The 17,757-nt window shown below is 47.7% G+C and carries 15 protein-coding genes; 5 read left to right on the top strand and 10 right to left on the bottom strand.

Translation table 11 applies throughout. The features are described 5' to 3' along the window. The 3 genes from BMZ56_RS12085 to BMZ56_RS12095 all read right to left on the bottom strand — a co-directional run. On the bottom strand, window positions 1–1,626 hold a 1,626-nt coding region (locus BMZ56_RS12085), incomplete at its 3' end, for a phage tail-like protein (protein ID WP_218146550.1). 254 nt (window positions 1,627–1,880) lie between these two features. Then, window positions 1,881–3,188: a DNA recombination protein RmuC gene (locus BMZ56_RS12090; RefSeq protein WP_090626896.1), complete on the bottom strand. Its 1,308-nt coding sequence runs from the start codon at window positions 3,186–3,188 to the stop codon at window positions 1,881–1,883. A gap of 28 nt (window positions 3,189–3,216) precedes the next feature. Then, window positions 3,217–4,398, bottom strand: a complete 1,182-nt coding sequence (locus BMZ56_RS12095) for a formimidoylglutamase (RefSeq protein WP_090627260.1) — start codon at window positions 4,396–4,398, stop codon at window positions 3,217–3,219. A 128-nt stretch (window positions 4,399–4,526) separates the two neighbouring features. Here BMZ56_RS12095 and BMZ56_RS12100 point away from each other — a divergent pair, with 128 nt between their 5' ends. After that, window positions 4,527–5,510 (top strand): NAD-dependent epimerase/dehydratase family protein, encoded by a 984-nt coding sequence (locus tag BMZ56_RS12100; RefSeq protein WP_090627263.1) that lies wholly within the window; start codon window positions 4,527–4,529, stop codon window positions 5,508–5,510. A 1-nt stretch (window position 5,511) separates the two neighbouring features. Next, window positions 5,512–6,804, top strand: a complete 1,293-nt coding sequence (locus BMZ56_RS12105) for an HAD-IB family phosphatase (RefSeq protein WP_090626899.1) — start codon at window positions 5,512–5,514, stop codon at window positions 6,802–6,804. Here the strand turns inward: BMZ56_RS12105 and BMZ56_RS12110 are convergent. Continuing rightward, complete coding sequence (locus BMZ56_RS12110; protein WP_090626901.1) at window positions 6,788–7,378, bottom strand: 5-formyltetrahydrofolate cyclo-ligase; 591 nt, start codon at window positions 7,376–7,378, stop codon at window positions 6,788–6,790. The two genes, BMZ56_RS12105 and BMZ56_RS12110, sit on opposite strands and share 17 nt — an antisense overlap. Before the next feature lie 97 nt (window positions 7,379–7,475). Between BMZ56_RS12110 and BMZ56_RS12115 the strand changes: the two genes are divergently transcribed. After that, window positions 7,476–9,557: a RagB/SusD family nutrient uptake outer membrane protein gene (locus tag BMZ56_RS12115; protein WP_090626903.1), complete on the top strand. Its 2,082-nt coding sequence runs from the start codon at window positions 7,476–7,478 to the stop codon at window positions 9,555–9,557. 146 nt (window positions 9,558–9,703) lie between these two features. Here the strand turns inward: BMZ56_RS12115 and efp are convergent, their stop codons facing one another. Genes efp through BMZ56_RS12145 form a run of 6 tightly spaced genes read right to left on the bottom strand, consistent with a single transcriptional unit; the run spans window position 9,704 to window position 15,527 of the window. Further along, on the bottom strand, window positions 9,704–10,264 hold the full coding sequence (gene efp / locus BMZ56_RS12120; RefSeq protein ID WP_090626906.1) for an elongation factor P: 561 nt from the start codon (window positions 10,262–10,264) through the stop codon (window positions 9,704–9,706). Window positions 10,265–10,323: 59 nt separating this feature from the next. After that, window positions 10,324–10,944 carry an ABC transporter ATP-binding protein gene (locus BMZ56_RS12125; protein ID WP_090626909.1) on the bottom strand — a complete coding sequence of 207 codons (621 nt, stop codon included), beginning with the start codon at window positions 10,942–10,944 and terminating at the stop codon, window positions 10,324–10,326. A 3-nt stretch (window positions 10,945–10,947) separates the two neighbouring features. Further along, a complete protein-coding gene (gene lpxA, locus BMZ56_RS12130) occupies window positions 10,948–11,742 on the bottom strand; it encodes an acyl-ACP--UDP-N-acetylglucosamine O-acyltransferase (RefSeq protein ID WP_090626911.1) in 795 nt (264 codons plus the stop codon). Continuing rightward, window positions 11,739–13,148 (bottom strand): bifunctional UDP-3-O-[3-hydroxymyristoyl] N-acetylglucosamine deacetylase/3-hydroxyacyl-ACP dehydratase, encoded by a 1,410-nt coding sequence (locus BMZ56_RS12135; protein WP_177195140.1) that lies wholly within the window; start codon window positions 13,146–13,148, stop codon window positions 11,739–11,741. The genes lpxA and BMZ56_RS12135 overlap by 4 nt, the downstream gene beginning before the upstream one ends. Window positions 13,149–13,193: 45 nt before the next feature. Then, complete coding sequence (gene lpxD / locus BMZ56_RS12140; RefSeq protein ID WP_090626916.1) at window positions 13,194–14,234, bottom strand: UDP-3-O-(3-hydroxymyristoyl)glucosamine N-acyltransferase; 1,041 nt, start codon at window positions 14,232–14,234, stop codon at window positions 13,194–13,196. Window positions 14,235–14,288: 54 nt separating this feature from the next. Further along, window positions 14,289–15,527, bottom strand: coding sequence for an HD domain-containing protein (locus tag BMZ56_RS12145; RefSeq protein WP_090626918.1), 1,239 nt, complete (start codon window positions 15,525–15,527; stop codon window positions 14,289–14,291). A 185-nt stretch (window positions 15,528–15,712) separates the two neighbouring features. Here BMZ56_RS12145 and porX point away from each other — a divergent pair, with 185 nt between their 5' ends. Both porX and tsaE read left to right on the top strand, forming a co-directional pair. After that, window positions 15,713–17,266, top strand: a complete 1,554-nt coding sequence (porX, locus tag BMZ56_RS12150; protein ID WP_090626921.1) for a T9SS response regulator signal transducer PorX — start codon at window positions 15,713–15,715, stop codon at window positions 17,264–17,266. Between the two features lie 35 nt (window positions 17,267–17,301). Further along, the gene (gene tsaE, locus BMZ56_RS12155; RefSeq protein WP_317048187.1) at window positions 17,302–17,703 is read left to right on the top strand and encodes a tRNA (adenosine(37)-N6)-threonylcarbamoyltransferase complex ATPase subunit type 1 TsaE; all 402 of its coding nucleotides are present in this window, start codon (window positions 17,302–17,304) and stop codon (window positions 17,701–17,703) included. The last annotated feature ends 54 nt before the right edge of the window (window positions 17,704–17,757 follow it).

The following is a 17,757-nucleotide window of genomic DNA, read 5'->3' on the forward strand; positions in this document are numbered from 1 at the left end:
AGGATCGCCGTTCTCGTCGGTGTAGGTAAGCAGGTGATTGTCGGGATCATACTCGAGCCTACCGACATTCATATCAATGTTTACAGGATCGCCGTTCTCATCGGTATAGGTGAGCAGGTGGTTGTCTGGATCGTATTCCAGCTTTCCGACATTCATATCGATGTTTACGGGATCGCCGTTCTCATCGGTATAGGTGAGCAGGTGGTTGTCAGGATCGTATTCCAACTTTCCGACATTCATATCGATATCCACCCTGTCCCCGTTCTCATCGGTGTAGGTAAGCAGGTGATTGTCGGGATCATACTCGAGCCTACCGACATTCATATCAATGTTTACAGGATCGCCGTTCTCGTCGGTGTAGGTAAGCAGGTGGTTGTCTGGATCGTATTCCAGCTTTCCGACATTCATATCGATGTTTACAGGATCGCCGTTCTCATCGGTATAGGTGAGCAGGTGATCGTCTGGATCGTATTCCAGCTTTCCGACATTCATATCAATGTTTACGGGATCGCCGTTCTCATCGGTATAGGTGAGCAGGTGGTTGTCTGGATCGTATTCCAGCTTTCCGACATTCATATCAATGTTTACGGGATCCCCGTTCTCGTCGGTGTAGGTAAGCAGGTGATTGTCGGGGTCGTATGTGAGCTTGGTTAGGGTCTGTTGTGCCTCCACGATTGCGCCGAGGTCGAATGTCTGTGTTTGTCCCAACGAGTTCACGTAGGTCAGGACACCAGTGGCCGAACTATATGTTAGATCAGTAGCATTAAGTGGAATCGTCAATATCGTCCCATCCTCAGCTGTATATGTAAGCGTATTCGTTGGATTATCATATGCCAACCGCCCAACATCAAGGCTAAGCGTATGCGTAATCCGATCCTCATCAACGTACGTGAGTACATGCGTTGCAGGATCATAATTCAGAGACGTTACCGTCTCTAACTGATCAACAATATCCGAAAAATCAAATTGTTGAAGCTGACCTAGGGTGTTGACGTATTGCAGCGTACCGGATGAAGGATCATATGAAAGCGAAGTATTGTTCAACGGAATGTCCGTGGTACGACCGTCTTCCGAAGTATAATTAAGTACATTGGTTTGATTATCGAAAGCCAGCGTTCCGACATTCAGGTTGAACGTATGCGCTACGCCGTCCTCGTCGATGTAATCAAGTATATGTGCAGCACGGTCATAGTCTAAGGCAGTAACGGTTTCCACTGCCTTCACTACCTCTTCCAAATTGATGACCTGTGTCTCGCCATTCCTATCTACAAAGGAGAGTTCATAGGCAACGGGATTGTAGCTGATGGATTTGACATCGTCCATCGCCGCCACCAATATCCAATGGGAACCATTGTTGTAGTATATCCCGGGAGAGACATCATTAACAGTAGCCGTATTGTATACCATCATACCAGCACGATGCTGCGACAACGGAGCAGCATCATCCGTACGGATGAGTTGCACCCTTGCGTGTAGCAATCCTTTATTAGTGCTTTCTAATTCCAGCAGCGCATCTTTATTGGGTAAGACTTCGCCAGGGGCGGTATTGTCTTTTATCTTTTGCTGGGCAAATGCTGGGACAAAGAAAACGGACGCTATTAATATGAAAAGTAATTTATTTTTCATAGGTAACGTTGACTACAGGCTTAAATCTCTTTTGACTTAATGCACAGGCATTCTAATTTCCATAACTAATGTTATGCGGTCGATAGAGTAACGGCGCAAGATAGCCGAAGCTTCGTGTGATTCTTTATCTTAATTGTATGTTATTCATATGTAATATGGTAGAAGTAAGGTGCAAAGGTGGGAACTTTTTACAACAAAACCATAGACAACGAGTTAATTTTTATAGGAGTGTTGACCGATGTGTGTAGTTGAGATTATTTCTCGTCATCCAACAAATCGTTATCGATTTGCTTATTGGCGCGTGCACCAAGTTTCTTAAGTTTCTCCACCTTGGTCACGACATTGCCCGGCCCGGTGCTAAGTTTGCGGGTAGCATCTTCATGAGCGCGTACCGCGCGGGTAAGATACTCGCCCACCTTTTCCAAATCCTGAAGAAATCCAACGAACTTATCATACAGCGCCCCTGCCTCTTTGGCGATTTCCAGGACGTTACGCGTTTGTCGCTCTTGTTTCCACATGCTGGCAATGGTGCGTAAGGTGGCCAATAAGGTTGAAGGGCTAACGATGACCACCTTGCGGTCCCAGGCATCACTGAAGAGATCGGCTTTGGAGGTGATTGACATGCTGAATGCCGACTCAATGGGCATGAACAACAATACAAAATCGGGTGAATGGATCTGATAAAGGTCGTGGTAGTTCTTCGCCGATAGGCTTTTTACGTGATTTTCGATGGATTGGATGTGCTGTTTGGCGTATCCTTCGCGCTCGTCGTCCGTTTCGGCATTTACCCAGCGCTCATACGCGAGCAGCGAAACTTTCGAGTCGACCACCAAGTGCTTTTCATCCGGCAGATCGATGATTGCATCGGGTTGCAGGCGCCTGCCCTCCTCGTCTGTCAGCGCTGCTTGCAGCCTGTACTCGCGGTCTTTCACCAGTCCCGAGCGCTCCAGCACCCGTTCGAGAATGACTTCTCCCCAATTGCCTTGTTTTTTGCTGTCGCCACGCAACGCGCGCGTCAGGCTGTTGGCCTCATCCTTGATCCGGAGGCTCTGCTCCATCAGCTGCTGCACGACCCCTTTCAGGGAGTTGCGTTCGGCTGCCTCATGCTGGTACGTTTTTTCCACTTTTTCCTCAAAGGTTTTGATTTTTTCCTTGAGTGGGTTTAAAATCTGATCGAGCGATTTGCTATTGGTTTCCGTAAACTTCTGCGTTTTCTCTTCGAGTATTTTGTTGGCAATTACCTGAAATTCGGTGTTAAATTGCTGTTTGATGGTTTCGATGTCTGCTTTTTGTTCCCGGAGTTTTTCCTGCTGGGATTGGTAGTAAGCGCGGGTACTTTCAAGCGATCTCTCGGATTCGAGCAGTCGCTGTTGTTCTTCTCTTAGCAGGACGGCAATCCGTTCTTTTTCGGCAGTGAGATTTTCCACTTGCTGCTCGGCCCGAGCCAGGCGGCGAATGTTTTCCGCGTCCAACACATTGGTGGTGGACTGCGGGCGTTTGATGAACAAAATCACCGCAATAACCAGAATGACAACAGCAATGACGATGAGATATAATTCCATGGTAAGCAAAGGTAAAAAACCGACTACCTTATATCAACTTCTGATGTGTTTTCCACCACAGGTCGGGCATCTCGCCGGCAACGGCCGTTTGGTAATCTTCATAACGGCAAGGCATGAGGTGATACCGCTCGTTAATTGACTGAGATCCCGAGTACGGCACCTGCATCCACCAACGATCTGATTTTTTGCTTTTTATGAATACCAATTCGTAGGCGTCGTTGTGCACGGTGGTACGGTAAGTGATGTAGGCTGACTTTGGTACGGGCGGAGCGTCATGCTTACGGCTGTAGAAACCTTCGATGAAATACCAAATCATCTGCGCCACCAGGATCGCGGTTTGTCCGCGTTTGTCCAGCAAGGGATTGTATTCATAAAAGCCGACAGAAGTAAGCTTATCGCTCATACCCGCATATCGACATAACTGACAGGCTTCGTCGCCGAACAAGCCATTGGGGGTGGCATGGGCGTTACCGGGTGCATCCGAAAACCGAATGGCATTGATGTCAAAGCTTAGCATATCCGAGGCCCGGATGATGGGTTCCACCTGGCCTACCTGATCGGCAATCAGACCGAGACGCACGGCAGTAAAATAGAGCTTATCGTACATGGCAACGGACTCTTTACTCACAAAATAGGTTTGATAAGCTAAGTTGTTCAAATTGAAAAGGTAGTCCGGCTCGTGAAGAATAATGTGGTTGAGATAAGTCTGCGAATTAAGGGGAGCGTTTTCGGTATTGTCCTGATCGAGGTCGAACCGGGAGTCTATGAGGGCCACTTCGATTTTTTGTTCGAGTTTTTCATAGGCGAGGTACTGGGCATAAGTAATATCTTGTCCGCCACCGATAAGGACCGGGACAATGCCTGAACGGATAAGTTCCTCGCAAACGGTTTTTACCGCTGCATAGGTGTCTGTAACAGTTTCTCCGGCCTTGATGTTGCCCAAGTCGGCCAGTCGTAGTTTATACTCTCCCTGATAGAGAGGATACAGCTGCCGACGGATGGCGTTGGCGGCCTCGCTGCAGCCCGCATTTCCGAGTGCCATCCGATCGTCCAACACACCGAATAAAGCCAAATCGGGCCTGTCGCCCTCCAAATCGGGGAATGTTTCGTCATAAACACGCAAGGAGGCACCGATCTGCGAGCGGAAAAAGCCCGTTTCTGGCGTGAAATCTCCAAGGGAAATAGAAGAAAAGAAAACCGAGAGGGACATGGGCAGTTGTCTATTGTTTGGCAAATTATTCGGCAAAGGTACAGGAAGTTTTTTACATTTTAATTCGGTATAGGTAATATCCATTTATTACCTTACTTTTGAGGCGTTATATCAACTATTCTAAGACGGTGGTTTTAGTAACAGGCGGGACAGGTTTTCTGGGCTCCATTCTTATCAAACAATTGATCGCAGCGGGATTTCAGGTCCGGGCTACGAGGCGGGAGACGTCTACAATTCCGCAGTTGCTTGACGGACTACCGGGGGTAGATTGGGTTCAAGCAGATGTAAACGACTTCTTTGCCTTGGCCGATGCATTTGAAGGTGTAACACAGGTATACCATTGTGCGGCGGTAATTTCTTATCATACAGCCGATCGTAAGCGGATGAGTGTGGTGAATGTGGAAGGCACGGCACAGGTGGTTACCCTTGCACTCGAGCGGGGAGTACGTTTGTTGCATGTCAGTTCCATTGCTGCTGTGGGGGGGGGAAAGAATGGGCGTGAAATAACGGAAGACGATCTATGGGAATACGATAGCGGTCAATCTGGCTATGCGATTGCCAAATATGAGGCCGAGATGGAGGTATGGCGGGGAGTTGCCGAAGGGCTGGACGCCGTGATCGTGAATCCGGCATTGATTATCGGTCCATCGGCTCCACTTGAAGGAATCGGAAGCAGCGGGTCTATTTTTGCCCAACTGCATGATGGCCTCAACTTTTACACGGCGGGTTCGGTTGGCCTGATCGACGTCGAAGATGTAGCCAGGGCGATGATGTTGTTAATGGAAAACAAAGCAATCAGCGGACAGCGGTTTCTGTTGAGTAACGTGAACATGACGTATCAGGAGTTGATGGCACGGTGCAGCGCTTACCTCGGTCGGCCCGCTCCTAAGTTCAAGGCGACGCGCTTGATGCTGGGAATGGCTTGGCGTGCTGCCAAGGTGCTCTCACTCTTCAGCGGCAAACGGCCGCTTTTGACACGCGAAACCGCCCATGCCGCAAACCAGCAGATGCGGTTTGCAAATAAGAAAATCCTAGATGCAACGGGCATCGCATTCAAACCGATTGATGAGACGTTGCGCGAAATATGTAGCAGACTTTTAACCGTACAGTAAATTGGACAATTATTACATTATCGATTTTGACAGTACCTTTACCCAGGTAGAAGCGTTAGACGAATTGGCTCGCATTTCGTTGGCCAATCATCCAGCAAAAGAGCTGATTTATGCAGAGATCGACCGGCTGACGAACCTATCCATGAATGGCCAGCTGTCTTTCCGGGAGAGCCTTTCGGCCAGGGTACGGTTGCTGGAGGCCAATCGGGAACACCTGAAGAAATTAATTAGCATACTCAAGAGGAAGGTTTCTCCATCATTTCTACGCAATCGTGAGTTTTTCAAGAAACACAGCGATAGTGCATTGATTGTATCGGGGGGATTCAAAGAGTTTATCGTGCCTGTAGTGAGTCCCTACCATATCAAGCAGGAGAATGTCTATGCCAATACCTTTACGTTTGATGAAGAGGGGAAGATAACCGGATACGATGAAGGCAACCCCTTATCGGAAGAGGGAGGCAAAGTGAAGCTTCTACGGCAGTTGAAGTTGCCAGGCAAGATTTACGGTATCGGCGATGGCTATTCCGATTTCCAGCTGAAAGAGTCGGGGCTTATTGAGCGTTTCTTTGCGTTCACCGAAAATATTGAGCGGAAGAGCGTATCGGAGAAAGCCGACCACGTTACGCCCAGTTTCGATGAATTTCTATACGTGAACGACCTTCCACGGGCGATCTCTTATCCTAAGAACCGCATCCTTTGCTTGATTGTGGGCAGTGTGCCTGAAATTTCGGCCCACATACTCAAGCGAGATGGTTTTTCCATCCGGGTAAAGCAGACGTTTGAGGAAAAATACGTCAAAGATGTGGGGATGTTGCTGTTGGGAAAAGACGTGAAGCTGGACGACGAACAGCTGGTGAGGGCAGACAAGCTTAAGACAATAGGCTATTTAGGAGACAGCAAATATCAGGTAAACCGGGAAATCTGCAACGAGAAGGGGATTGTACTTTTTGACGACAAGAAAGGTAAGAAGCGCAACAACGAATTCATCCCGCGGCGCATGGCTGACTTTATCAACAAAGGGGATACGTATATGAGTCGTAATTTCCCAAATTTGTTGTTGCCCAAGATCGAAAAAGCACATAGACTGCTTCATATCCATCGGAATGTGCCCGGCGTAATGGCGCACATCAATCAGGTTTTCGCCGAAAACCAGATCAACATTGTTGCCCAGTTTTTGATGACCAAAGGAGATATCGGCTATGCAGTGACGGATGTGGATACCCAGTACGACAAGCGGCTGCTGAAGCAACTCAGACAGATAGAAAACACAATAAAGTTCAGGGTGCTATACTAAACGTCCAAACCTGCCGAGGGGTTATGCAATAATCGAGCGGGACATCGAAGGCGTCTATGCCGGTGATGGCCGGCTCCGCATCAAACAGCGAAAGGCCGATTTTGATCGTTTGAGGACCGCATTCGGCCAGGAAACGATCGTAGAACCCCTTTCCATATCCTACGCGGTTCCCGTGAATGTCAAAGGCAAGTAGGGGAACAAACACGGCGTCTATCTCTTTGGCGGAAACAGCTACTCCATTCTGCGGCTCCGGTATGCCCCAATGGTTTTGTTTGAGGATGGTAGAATCATCCCAGATAACGTGGTGCATACGGTGATTGATCCGATCTGTCCGGGATAGTACCAATCGTATATACGGGTAGGTATGCCGTAGCCATTCAGCAATTGCATAGGTATCTGGCTCGCGGTTGCCTTCGATGGGAAGGAAGAGATGCACCGTTGAAACCCGAGCAACATCCCATTTCTGCACCCGACTTATCAACTCACCATTCAGCACCTGAAATTGTTCGTTGGAAAGGTTCAACCGTTTTTCGCGGTATATTTTTCGTAGTTCCTGTTTACTTATGGATTGCATCGCCCAAAAATACTCACTTGCGGGTATTTTTTGGTGCTTTGGGTCCTACTAAATTAGCAGCATCAGAAAAACAGTTTATAATTTAAATTCTAAATCAATGAAATTTTTAAATCGAGTAGCCATTGCGGTGGTCATTCTTTCCTTTGCCTTTGGATGCAAGAAAGACCCCGTGACTCCCCCGGAAGAGCCTCGGGAGCCGGAGGAAGTAATTGGTAATGTCATCAGCAACCTGGAAACAGCAGATACCATCAGCGTATTTGTCGACGCATTGAAAGGACTCGAGCTCTCTGCCACAGATGTGGAAGAAGGTATCACCGTGTTTGCACCGTTGAATGATGACGAAGCGCGAGCACAGCAAGCGCGTATGATGGGCAGCAAAAGGTCTTCCATACAAGCTTTTGGAACCGAAGATCTTACGTCGTCAGTGTTGAAAGACCATATCGTGAAAGGAGTTATTAAACTTGCGGATTTAACGAACGATCGAATGCTAACCAGCCTAAGCGGAAAAGAACTAAAAGTAAGCCGTGTTGGGAAGAAGATCTGGATAAACGGGGTTCAAATTGGAAGTGACGAGATCGGAGCGACGGATGATCAGGTCGTCTATACGGTGAAGACCTTGCTTTCGGGCACCTCCGTTGATGACGAACTACAGACCACTTCACTGGAAGTAGTAGTTTGGGATGCAACGGCTTGGACACCGGAAAAGCCGAAGGGGGTCCGGGCAGAAAGCGGCACAGTTTGGCTGTATGCCAGTCAGGAAGACTATGCGAACAGCGTGGTGGCGTATGAAGCAGCGATTGACACCGGGAAGGCGATATTTGAGGATATTAAAGCGGGCACTTACTATGTAGAGGTGGAGTATGGAGATAAGTATAACATCTTTTATGAAGGTGAAGAAGCTCAAGACGGATATTATTTTGGGATGGCCGCAGCAGGGATCTTTCAGTCACAAAGCGACGTTGATGGATGGGCTGAGCAGCCGGATGCAGCAGTGGGCAATTTCAAATGGACAGATTCCAATTCGGATGGTGTGATTAATGCCGGCGACATGGTAAAAATGCCCTACGAGAATGCCGAGATAAAGGATGGAAGGGTTAAAACCGTTGAAATATTTGTCGGATATGACAACAACGCTGCACAAAAACCATTGACACTGGAGGAATTTGATGCACAGCTAAATACGGCTCATGACCGAATTGGGGGATGGCAAAAGGAACTAGCGGTGGCCGATGCGTTGCTGGGAGGGGAGGCAGTTTCAGACACATTAGGTGCGGCGTTGAATGGTCAATTCGGACCGCTGAACAACTTTTCTTTTACACCGGCAGTCCCAGTAATCAACCAGCTTTGGCAAGGCGGTTATTCGGTTATCCACTCATTGAATGCGATAGAGAGCCGTGCTCCGCAGGCGGCAGAATTGGGAACATTACGGTTATTCAGGGCTTATATCTATATGCAACTGATGCATTATTTTGGAAAGGTCCCCCTGCTTACGGTGGAAACTCAAGGAGCCAGCCTTTCCAATTCCGACCCGGACGCGGTTTATAATTTTATTGTTGCAGAGCTTGAACAGGTCAGTGGGCAATTACCTCAACAGGCTGCGGATGGTGGTGTTTCCAAGGGAGCAGCACAGGCGCTGCTGGCGAAGGCCGCTTTGTTCAAAGGCAATTTCCAGCTTGCAATTACGTTGACGGACCAGATTATCGCTTCGGGAGCTTATGCGTTGGCGGCCAACACAACCCAGATTTTCAAGCCGAGCGGCAGTGAGGTTATTTGGGATCATTCTGAAACGATGAGGGAAGATATAAAACGGTTCTTCTATAACCGCAGTGTGTTTCCCATCATTCGGTATACTGAAGTGATGCTCATGAATGCGGAAGCTAAGGCCGCGAGCGGCAAGCTGACAGAAGCCGGCCAAGTTTATAATCAACTGGCTTCTCGGCGCGGAATCCCTCCGATTGGCGAGGCCGTATCTGCTCAAGCATTTGCCGATCAATTGCATACGCTCTGGAGAATTGAAATGCCAAAAGAGGGAGGCCGATTTGTGAACTTAGTCCGTTGGCATAAGGCTGCCGAAGAGTTGGGCAGCAAGGGATATATGGAAGGTAAAAGCAACGTGTTGCCCATTCCCCAAGTGGTTATCGATGCAAACCCGGGAATGCTGCAAAATAGCGGCTATTGAGATTACAACCTAAAATTTCGTTTGTGTTTGGAACCCGGCCTATTCATTGGAATTGGTCGGGTTCTCTTTTCTTCAAAAAAACATCGGCCTTGAAGCGGGGAGCCCCAAGACCGAATAATCAACCTAAACCTAAAAATTTAATTTCGTTATTTCACCCGTTCAATATACTCACCCGAGCGCGTATCAACCTTCACTTTATCTCCCTGGTTCACAAAAAGTGGTACCCGTATTTCTACACCTGTTTCTACTGTCGCACTTTTTAGCGCATTTGTAGACGTATCACCTTTCACGGCCGGCTCTGTATAGGTGATTTCCAATTCTACCGTAGTGGGCGCCTGTGCCATAATAGGCTCATCACTTTCCATCGCCACCAGCACCTGCATACCCTCTTTCAAAAAACGTGCCGAACTGCCAAATAGGTGCTTTGGAATATTGAACTGTTCAAATGTGTTGTTGTCCATGACAACGAAAGTGTCCCCATCTTCGTATAGGTACTGGTAATCATTGGTTTCTACCCGGGCAATTTCCACTTCCTCGTCGGTCCGAAAACGGTATTCTACGAGTTTTCCGGTTTTAACATTGCGCATTTTGGCTTGGTAAAATGCGCGGAGGTTACCCGGTGTCCGATGGATATATTCATCAACGGACACCAATTCACCGTTGAAGCGTAAGATGTTGCCGGTTTTTACTTCTGAGGCTTTGGACATACTATTAAATTTATGACAATGTATAATGTGGGATCAAAGATACAAAACAGGCTTCCTTTTTACAATTTGTAATCTATAATGTTGATTACCTGCTCACAAAATCCGTATTCCTTTTCTTGGTTTGAGCAAACGATGACCAGGCGTGTGGCTCGTGTTTCGGTCACCAGATTGAGGTACCAGTCTACCCCCTGTTTGTCCAGGTTACTCGTTGGTTCGTCCAATAATACAAGCGGGGCGTCGGAACAGCAGGCCAGGGCTAGTTTTACCCGTTGTTTCATGCCCGAAGAGAAGTGCCGGATTTGCCGGTCTTTGGCGTGACGGAGTCCCAACAGTTCCAGAAACGCTTCTTCGTCGAAGCCGGTTAGGTAATTCCGGAGGGCAAAATGAAAGCGGATCTGTTCGATGAGCGTGAACTCTTCGATGAGCTCCATGTAAGGAGCCGCCAGCGAAAGGTGCTGGTAAAGGGAATCGGGTTCGATCTTTTTTTCGGCCGCCATATAACGAATATGACCAGCAGAAGGGATCAGACTGGCGGCAATGACCTGCAAGAAAGTAGATTTACCCGACCCATTCGGCCCCAATACGGCGTAGCTTTGGCCGGTTTGGAACTGATAGTCGATGTGCCGGAAAACCCATTCACGATTAAATCGCCTGCCGATGTCTTCCAACGAAATGACCATAACCTAGAGTAAGCCTTTGCTTTGGCCAAACCCTTTCATAACTCCTCTATTGGAGTTCCGCACGAAGTCGAGAATTTCATCCCGTATTTCCGTGGGTTTGTATTCTGCCTCAATAATATCCAACGCTTTCGCTAGGTTGTTGTTTTTGACGAACAGTACCCGGTAGATATCTTGTATCTCGTTGATCTGGTTGGAAGAAAACCCTCTTCTCCGTAGCCCGACGGAATTGATTCCGACGTACGATAAAGGTTCCCGGGCAGCTTTGACAAAGGGAGGCACGTCTTTGCGTACCAGCGAGCCACCGGCGATAAAGGCATGTGAGCCGATGTGACAAAACTGGTGTACGGCAACCATCCCTGCTAATACCACGTAATCGCCTACGGTGATGTGGCCTGCAAGCGTACTATTATTGGAGAAAATACAATTATCCCCCACAATGCAGTCGTGCGCAATATGGCTGTATGCTTGAATCAAGCAGTTTTTACCGATTACGGTTTTCCATTTGTCCTTGGTCCCCCGGTTTACGGTGACACACTCCCGGATGGTGGTGTTGTCACCAATTTCGGCGGTGGTTTCCTCCCCGTCAAACTTAAGATCCTGTGGGATGCCCGAAATAACGGCGCCGGGGAATATGCGGCAGTTTTTACCGATCCGCGCTCCGTCCATGATGGTTACGTTGGACCCGATCCATGTGCCTTCTTCGATCACTACATCTTTATGGATGGTGACAAAAGGCTCGATGACGACATTGCCGGCAATCTTGGCCTGCGGGTGTATGTATGCTAAGGGTTGTATCATGATGCTTGGCTCTCTTTTACTTTTACAATCTGAGCCATCAACTCTGCTTCCACCACGATTTTTTCGCCAACCATGCCCACGCCTTTCATTTGGGCAATGCCCCTGCGGATGGGTTCGAGGAGATCGCAGCGGAAAATGATGGTGTCTCCGGGATTCACTTGTGCCTTAAACCGGGCATTTTCGATTTTAAGAAAGAGGGTAAGGTAGTTTTCGGGATCAGGCACGGTACTAAGAACGAGGATTCCACCGGTTTGGGCCATGGCCTCTATCTGCAGCACGCCCGGGAAAACGGGTGCTCCGGGGAAATGACCCATGAACAGATCTTCGTTCATCGTGACGTTTTTCAGTCCAACGACATGCGTTTTGGTCAGTTCCAGAATTTTATCGATCATCAGAAATGGCTGCCTGTGGGGCAGAATTTTCATGATCTGTACCGTGTCGTACAGCGGCGGCATGTTGGGATCGTATACCTTTATGTATTTGCGGCCTTTTTCTTTTTTTATCTGTGCTTTGATTTTTTTGGCGAAAGCTACGTTTGCGGCGTGTCCGGGCCGCGCTGCCATGATGTGGCCTTTGATGGGGCGTCCTACCAGCGCAAGGTCACCGATCATGTCAAGCAGCTTATGCCGGGCGGGTTCATTTTGGTGGCGCAGTTCGATGTTGTCCAATATACCTTCCTTGGCCACGTCGATATCATCGCGATTAAACAATTTCGCCAAGTGACGCAGCTCGTCTTTACTGACCTCTTTATCGACAACGACAATGGCATTGTTGAGGTCGCCCCCTTTGATAAGGTTGTTTTTCAATAGCATCTCCAATTCGTGCAGAAAGCAAAATGTGCGCGACGAGGCGATATCTTTGGAGAATTCGTCGATGTTGCTGATGGAGGCATGCTGACTGCCCAGTACCGGAGAGTTGAAGTCTATCATGCAGGTGAAGCGATACCCATCCAGTGGCATGGCGACCATTTCAACCTTCCGATCAGATTCGGTATGGTGAATGTTGTGCGGGATTTCATAATAATCGCGGTCGGCCAGTTGATCCACATAGCCAATTTGTTCAATTGCTTTGACAAAGGGAGCGGAACTACCGTCCATAATAGGTACTTCGGGACCATCGATATCGATGAGCACATTGTCGATCTGCAAGCCCACCAATGCGGCCATCAAGTGCTCAATCGTACTCACGCTTGCGCCGTTTTGAGAGATGGTCGTTCCGCGCGACGTATCCGACACATTGTCAGCGTCGACAAGGATGGTCGGTTGCTTTTCGAGGTCGATGCGCCTGAACCGGTACCAATGTTGTTCGGGAGCTGGTTTCAGGGTGATGGTGACGGGTTTACCCGTGTGGAGCCCTACACCGGAGATACTGATTTCTGATTTGATTGTTCGTTGTTTTACGTTCATCGCTGTCAATTGGCTGAACCGCCAATGGGCGGAACAGCGCTTCGTTTATTTTGATAGTTCTTTAGTTAATAACAATTGCTCCAGTTCCTCGAGTCGGCGTTCCAATTCGGGCAAGCGGGAATACACTACCTGCGATCGCATCTGTGCGTTGTAAGGAGCCGCCGGGCTGCCTGACCATTTTTTGCCTGAATCGGCGATGGTGCGATTCACTCCGGATTGTGCCTGTATTTGGCTGCCATTGGCGATACTGATGTGCCCGACGATGCCGACCTGTCCACCTACCACGGCATTTTCGCCGATTTTGGTACTGCCTGAAATACCCGATTGGGCAGCGATCACGGTATTTTTGCCGATTTCCACGTTATGCGCCACTTGGATCAAGTTGTCCAGCTTTACGCCCTGGCGAATAACTGTCGAACCCATGGTTGCCCGGTCTATGACCGTATTGGCACCTATTTCCACGTCGTTTTCAATGATTACATTCCCGATTTGACTGATCTTGTTATACGTTCCGTCGTCCTGGGGTGCAAAGCCGAAGCCATCGCTGCCGATAACCGTGCCGGAGTGGATGATGACACGCTCGCCGATCACGCAATCAAAATAGACGGATACGCCTGGGAACAGCGTCGTGTCGTTGCCTATTTTGACATTCTCTCCAATGTATACATGCGGGTATATTTTGCAGTTATCCTGAATGACCACATCTTTGTCTATATAGGTGAAGGCGCCGATGTAAACATTTTTTCCAATTCTGGCAGTCGGATGAATAAACACCGGGTTTTCGATACCGGTTTTGTCCAAACGCATCTTGTTGTAAACTTCCAGCAGCATGGAAAATGCGGAATAGGCATTTTTTACCCGAATCAAGGTACTTACCACAGGCTTGTCCAGCTTCAGATCGTGATTGACAATGACGATCGATGCTTCGGTTGTGTACAGGTACTGTTCGTATTTCGGATTGGACAAAAAAGAGAGGCTACCTGCTTTTGCCTCTTCGATTTTGGCCAGTTGCTCCACCATCACATCGGGATTCCCTTCAAGGGAACCATTTACGAGCGTTGCTATTTGATGTGCGGAAAATTGCATCTGCAAATGTATAAGTTTAAACGATATATATTAAAATTTTTACTGGTTATCAGCTTATTGATGAGTTGCTAACAATTCTTTTGGAAAGGACACGGCAAATTTCCGTACTTTCTTTGATAGCGTCTCTAAATTGGACAGATCGGACGCCTCCGCAATATCCTGTATGCTACCGTCTTTCATTAAAATCTTAATGTTACTGCTATTTAGTTCGTAAGCACTGTTTTCAATCAATTGTGTCCATACATAATAATCCACGTGAGCCACATCTATACCAAAGTACGTTACCGCCCGGGCCTTCAACTCATCAATAAACCGACTATCCAACTCGCTGTTGTACAGTTCGGTATGGTATAAGGTGCGCGCCATAAGCCGTGAACACAACATCTGCAAAATGGGGTCGTCATGATACGCCCAAGTTTTCACGGCAGACAAGATGTCTGTGTCATCGAGACGTGAAAAATGGGTCAAATGTGACACATTTTCGGTGAAATTTGCTCGGGTAATCTTATTGCGCAAAAAATGTTCCAAGGATGGTGAGGCAAAAAGAGAAATACCGTTTCCATACAGTTCTTTTGCCCGTTGCAGGATTTTCAGCAGCATTTGCTCAGCACCGAGCACCGTTTTATGCAGGTAGACTTGCCAATACATCAGACGTCTGGCGATCAAAAATTTTTCGATTGAATAAATCCCCTTATGTTCAATGACCAATTCGTTGCCAACTACATTCATCATTTTGATAATCCGGTCGAAACTAATGACACCTTCGGCCACACCGGTAAAGAAACTGTCGCGGCTGAGGTAATCCATGCGATCGAGATCAAGCTGGCCGGATATCAGCTGATGGAGGAATCTCTTGGGATGACGGTTATTGAAAATCTCAATGGCCAAGTCGAGTCTCCTGGCAAACACTTCGTTGAGCTCCGCCATCATTAATGCTGACAGCAGCTCGTGCGATACCCCTTCGACCAATGTATGTTCGAGCGAATGCGAAAACGGGCCATGACCAATGTCGTGCAAAAGAATAGCTACAAGCGCCGCTTCCTCTTCAGCTTCCGTAATAACGGTTCCCTTACCGCGAAGTGTCTCCACAGCCAGCGCCATGAGATGCATCGCTCCCAATGCATGCTGAAAACGGGTATGCAGGGCTCCGGGGTAGACCAAATGCGTCATGCTAACCTGCTTGATATACCGCAGGCGTTGAAAGTAGGGATGTTGGATCAGGTCAAATATAAAACCGGATGGGATGGATATGAATCCATAAACAGGGTCGTTAATGATCTTCTTTTTATTCAACGTTTATTTTGCTTTGCAGTAGGACTGCTGCCCTCCGCAAAAATACCCTGCAAAGATACGGCAGATGCCTGTTAATTTTTGTTAAAAATGTCGACGCCGCCAAACTTTTCGCTATGTTCGCGATTATTTCCATGGATAGAAAACCCATACACATTAATTATACGTATTAGTTAGTAGGAGTTGGCATGCAAGAGACGAATATATTATGGGCAGATGACGAAATCGATTTGCTGAAACCGCATATCATGCTGTTAAATGAAAAAGGGTATGATGTAAAAACGGTAACAAATGGTAATGACGCGGTGGATGCGTTCAAAAAGGGGTTTTATGATCTGGTGTTCTTGGATGAAAACATGCCGGGCCTTACCGGTCTTGAAACGCTTTCGGCATTGAAAAACATCAATCCCGGTGTACCGATGGTATTGGTTACCAAAAACGAAGAAGAGCATTTGATGGAAGATGCCATTGGCTCCAAAATAGACGATTACCTGATCAAGCCGGTCAACCCGAAACAGATTTTACTGACGATCAAGAAGCTGACGGAAAATAAGCGGCTTATCAGTGAGAAAACGTCCATGGCGTATCAGCAGGACTTTCGGAATCTGGGGATGATTTTAAACGATAACTTGGATTTTGAACAATGGGCAGACGTCTACAAAAAATTGATTTATTGGGAGGTATCTCTTGAGAAGCTGGAGGATGCGGGCATGCACGAGGTGTTGACCCTGCAAAAGGCGGAGGCAAACATGCAATTTTTCAAGTTTATCGAGAAAAATTACCTCCGTTGGGTAAAGGAACCCGAAAAAGGCCCGATTATGTCGCATCAGCTGTTTCGCAAAAAGGTTTTTCCAACGTTGCAAGCAGACAGACCTACGTTTTTTTTTCTTATTGATAACCTGCGGTACGATCAGTGGCGGGTGATCAATGAGGTAATCGGCAATCACTTCCGCTTAGAAGAGGAAGATAGTTATTACAGCATCCTGCCTACGGCTACACAATATGCCCGCAATGCGATATTCAGTGGGTTGATGCCGTTGGAGATGGAGCGACAACATCCGGGTCTTTGGCAGAATGACGAAGACGAGGGGGGTAAAAACCTACACGAGGATAAATTTCTTGCCGACCAGATCAAACGTTTGTACCGCAAAGAATGCAAGCATTCTTATCATAAGATACTGACCTTGGAACAGGGGCGCGATGTGGCCGACAATTTAAGCAACCTGATGGGGAATGACCTCAATGTGTTGGTGTATAATTTTGTGGATATGCTTTCGCATGCGCGCACGGATATGGCAATGATCCGCGAATTGGCCAATGACGAGGCGGCCTATCGCTCGCTTACGCTTTCTTGGTTTGAACATTCTCCGTTGTTAGATGCACTGAGATGGCTTGCTCAAAAACAGGTACGTGTAATTATTACGACAGACCACGGTACCATCCGCGTGAAACGTGCCAGCAAGGTTATCGGCGACCGTAATACCAACACGAATCTACGCTACAAGCAGGGGAAGAATCTTAACTACATTGCCAAGGACGTTTTTCATGTAAAGAATCCGCACGACGCATTATTGCCGAAGTTGCATGTGAGTTCCAGTTTCATTTTTGCCCGGGAAGACATTTATTTTGTGTATCCCAATAATTATAATCACTTCGTCAATTATTTCAACGAAACTTTTCAACACGGGGGCATCTCGCTGGAAGAAATGATCATCCCCTTTGCTACCTATACGACCAAGTAGCCAAAAAGCGTATTTTTGCGCACATGGTTATTAAAATGGCGAATTTAGCGGAATTGCCGGATGTGGCGGTTCGCATACTGGCCGTTGCGGGCGAACGGCATGTTTTTCTTTTTTTTGGCGAAATGGGTGCGGGAAAAACCACGCTCATCAAGGGCTTATGCACGCAATTAGGTGTTGTAGATGCTACCTCCAGCCCCACGTTTGCCATCGTCAACGAATATACCGCTCCCCAAGGCCCCGTTTATCATTTTGACTTTTACCGCATCAAATCTGAGCAGGAGGCCTTTGACCTGGGCTATGAAGATTATTTTTATTCCGATCGCTATTGCTTTGTGGAATGGCCGGAGAAAATAGCCACGCTGTTGCCTTCCGATGCGATTTCGATACGGATCACGGCACAGCCGGATGGCAGCCGACGGATTGAAATCGCGGATTAAAATAAAAATACCAATTGTCGGTGCAACCTTTTTTCCAATCGGATCATCTTAGTA

Source organism: Parapedobacter indicus (genome assembly GCF_900113765.1).
In the GTDB taxonomy this organism is placed as follows: Bacteria; Bacteroidota; Bacteroidia; order Sphingobacteriales; family Sphingobacteriaceae; genus Parapedobacter; species Parapedobacter indicus.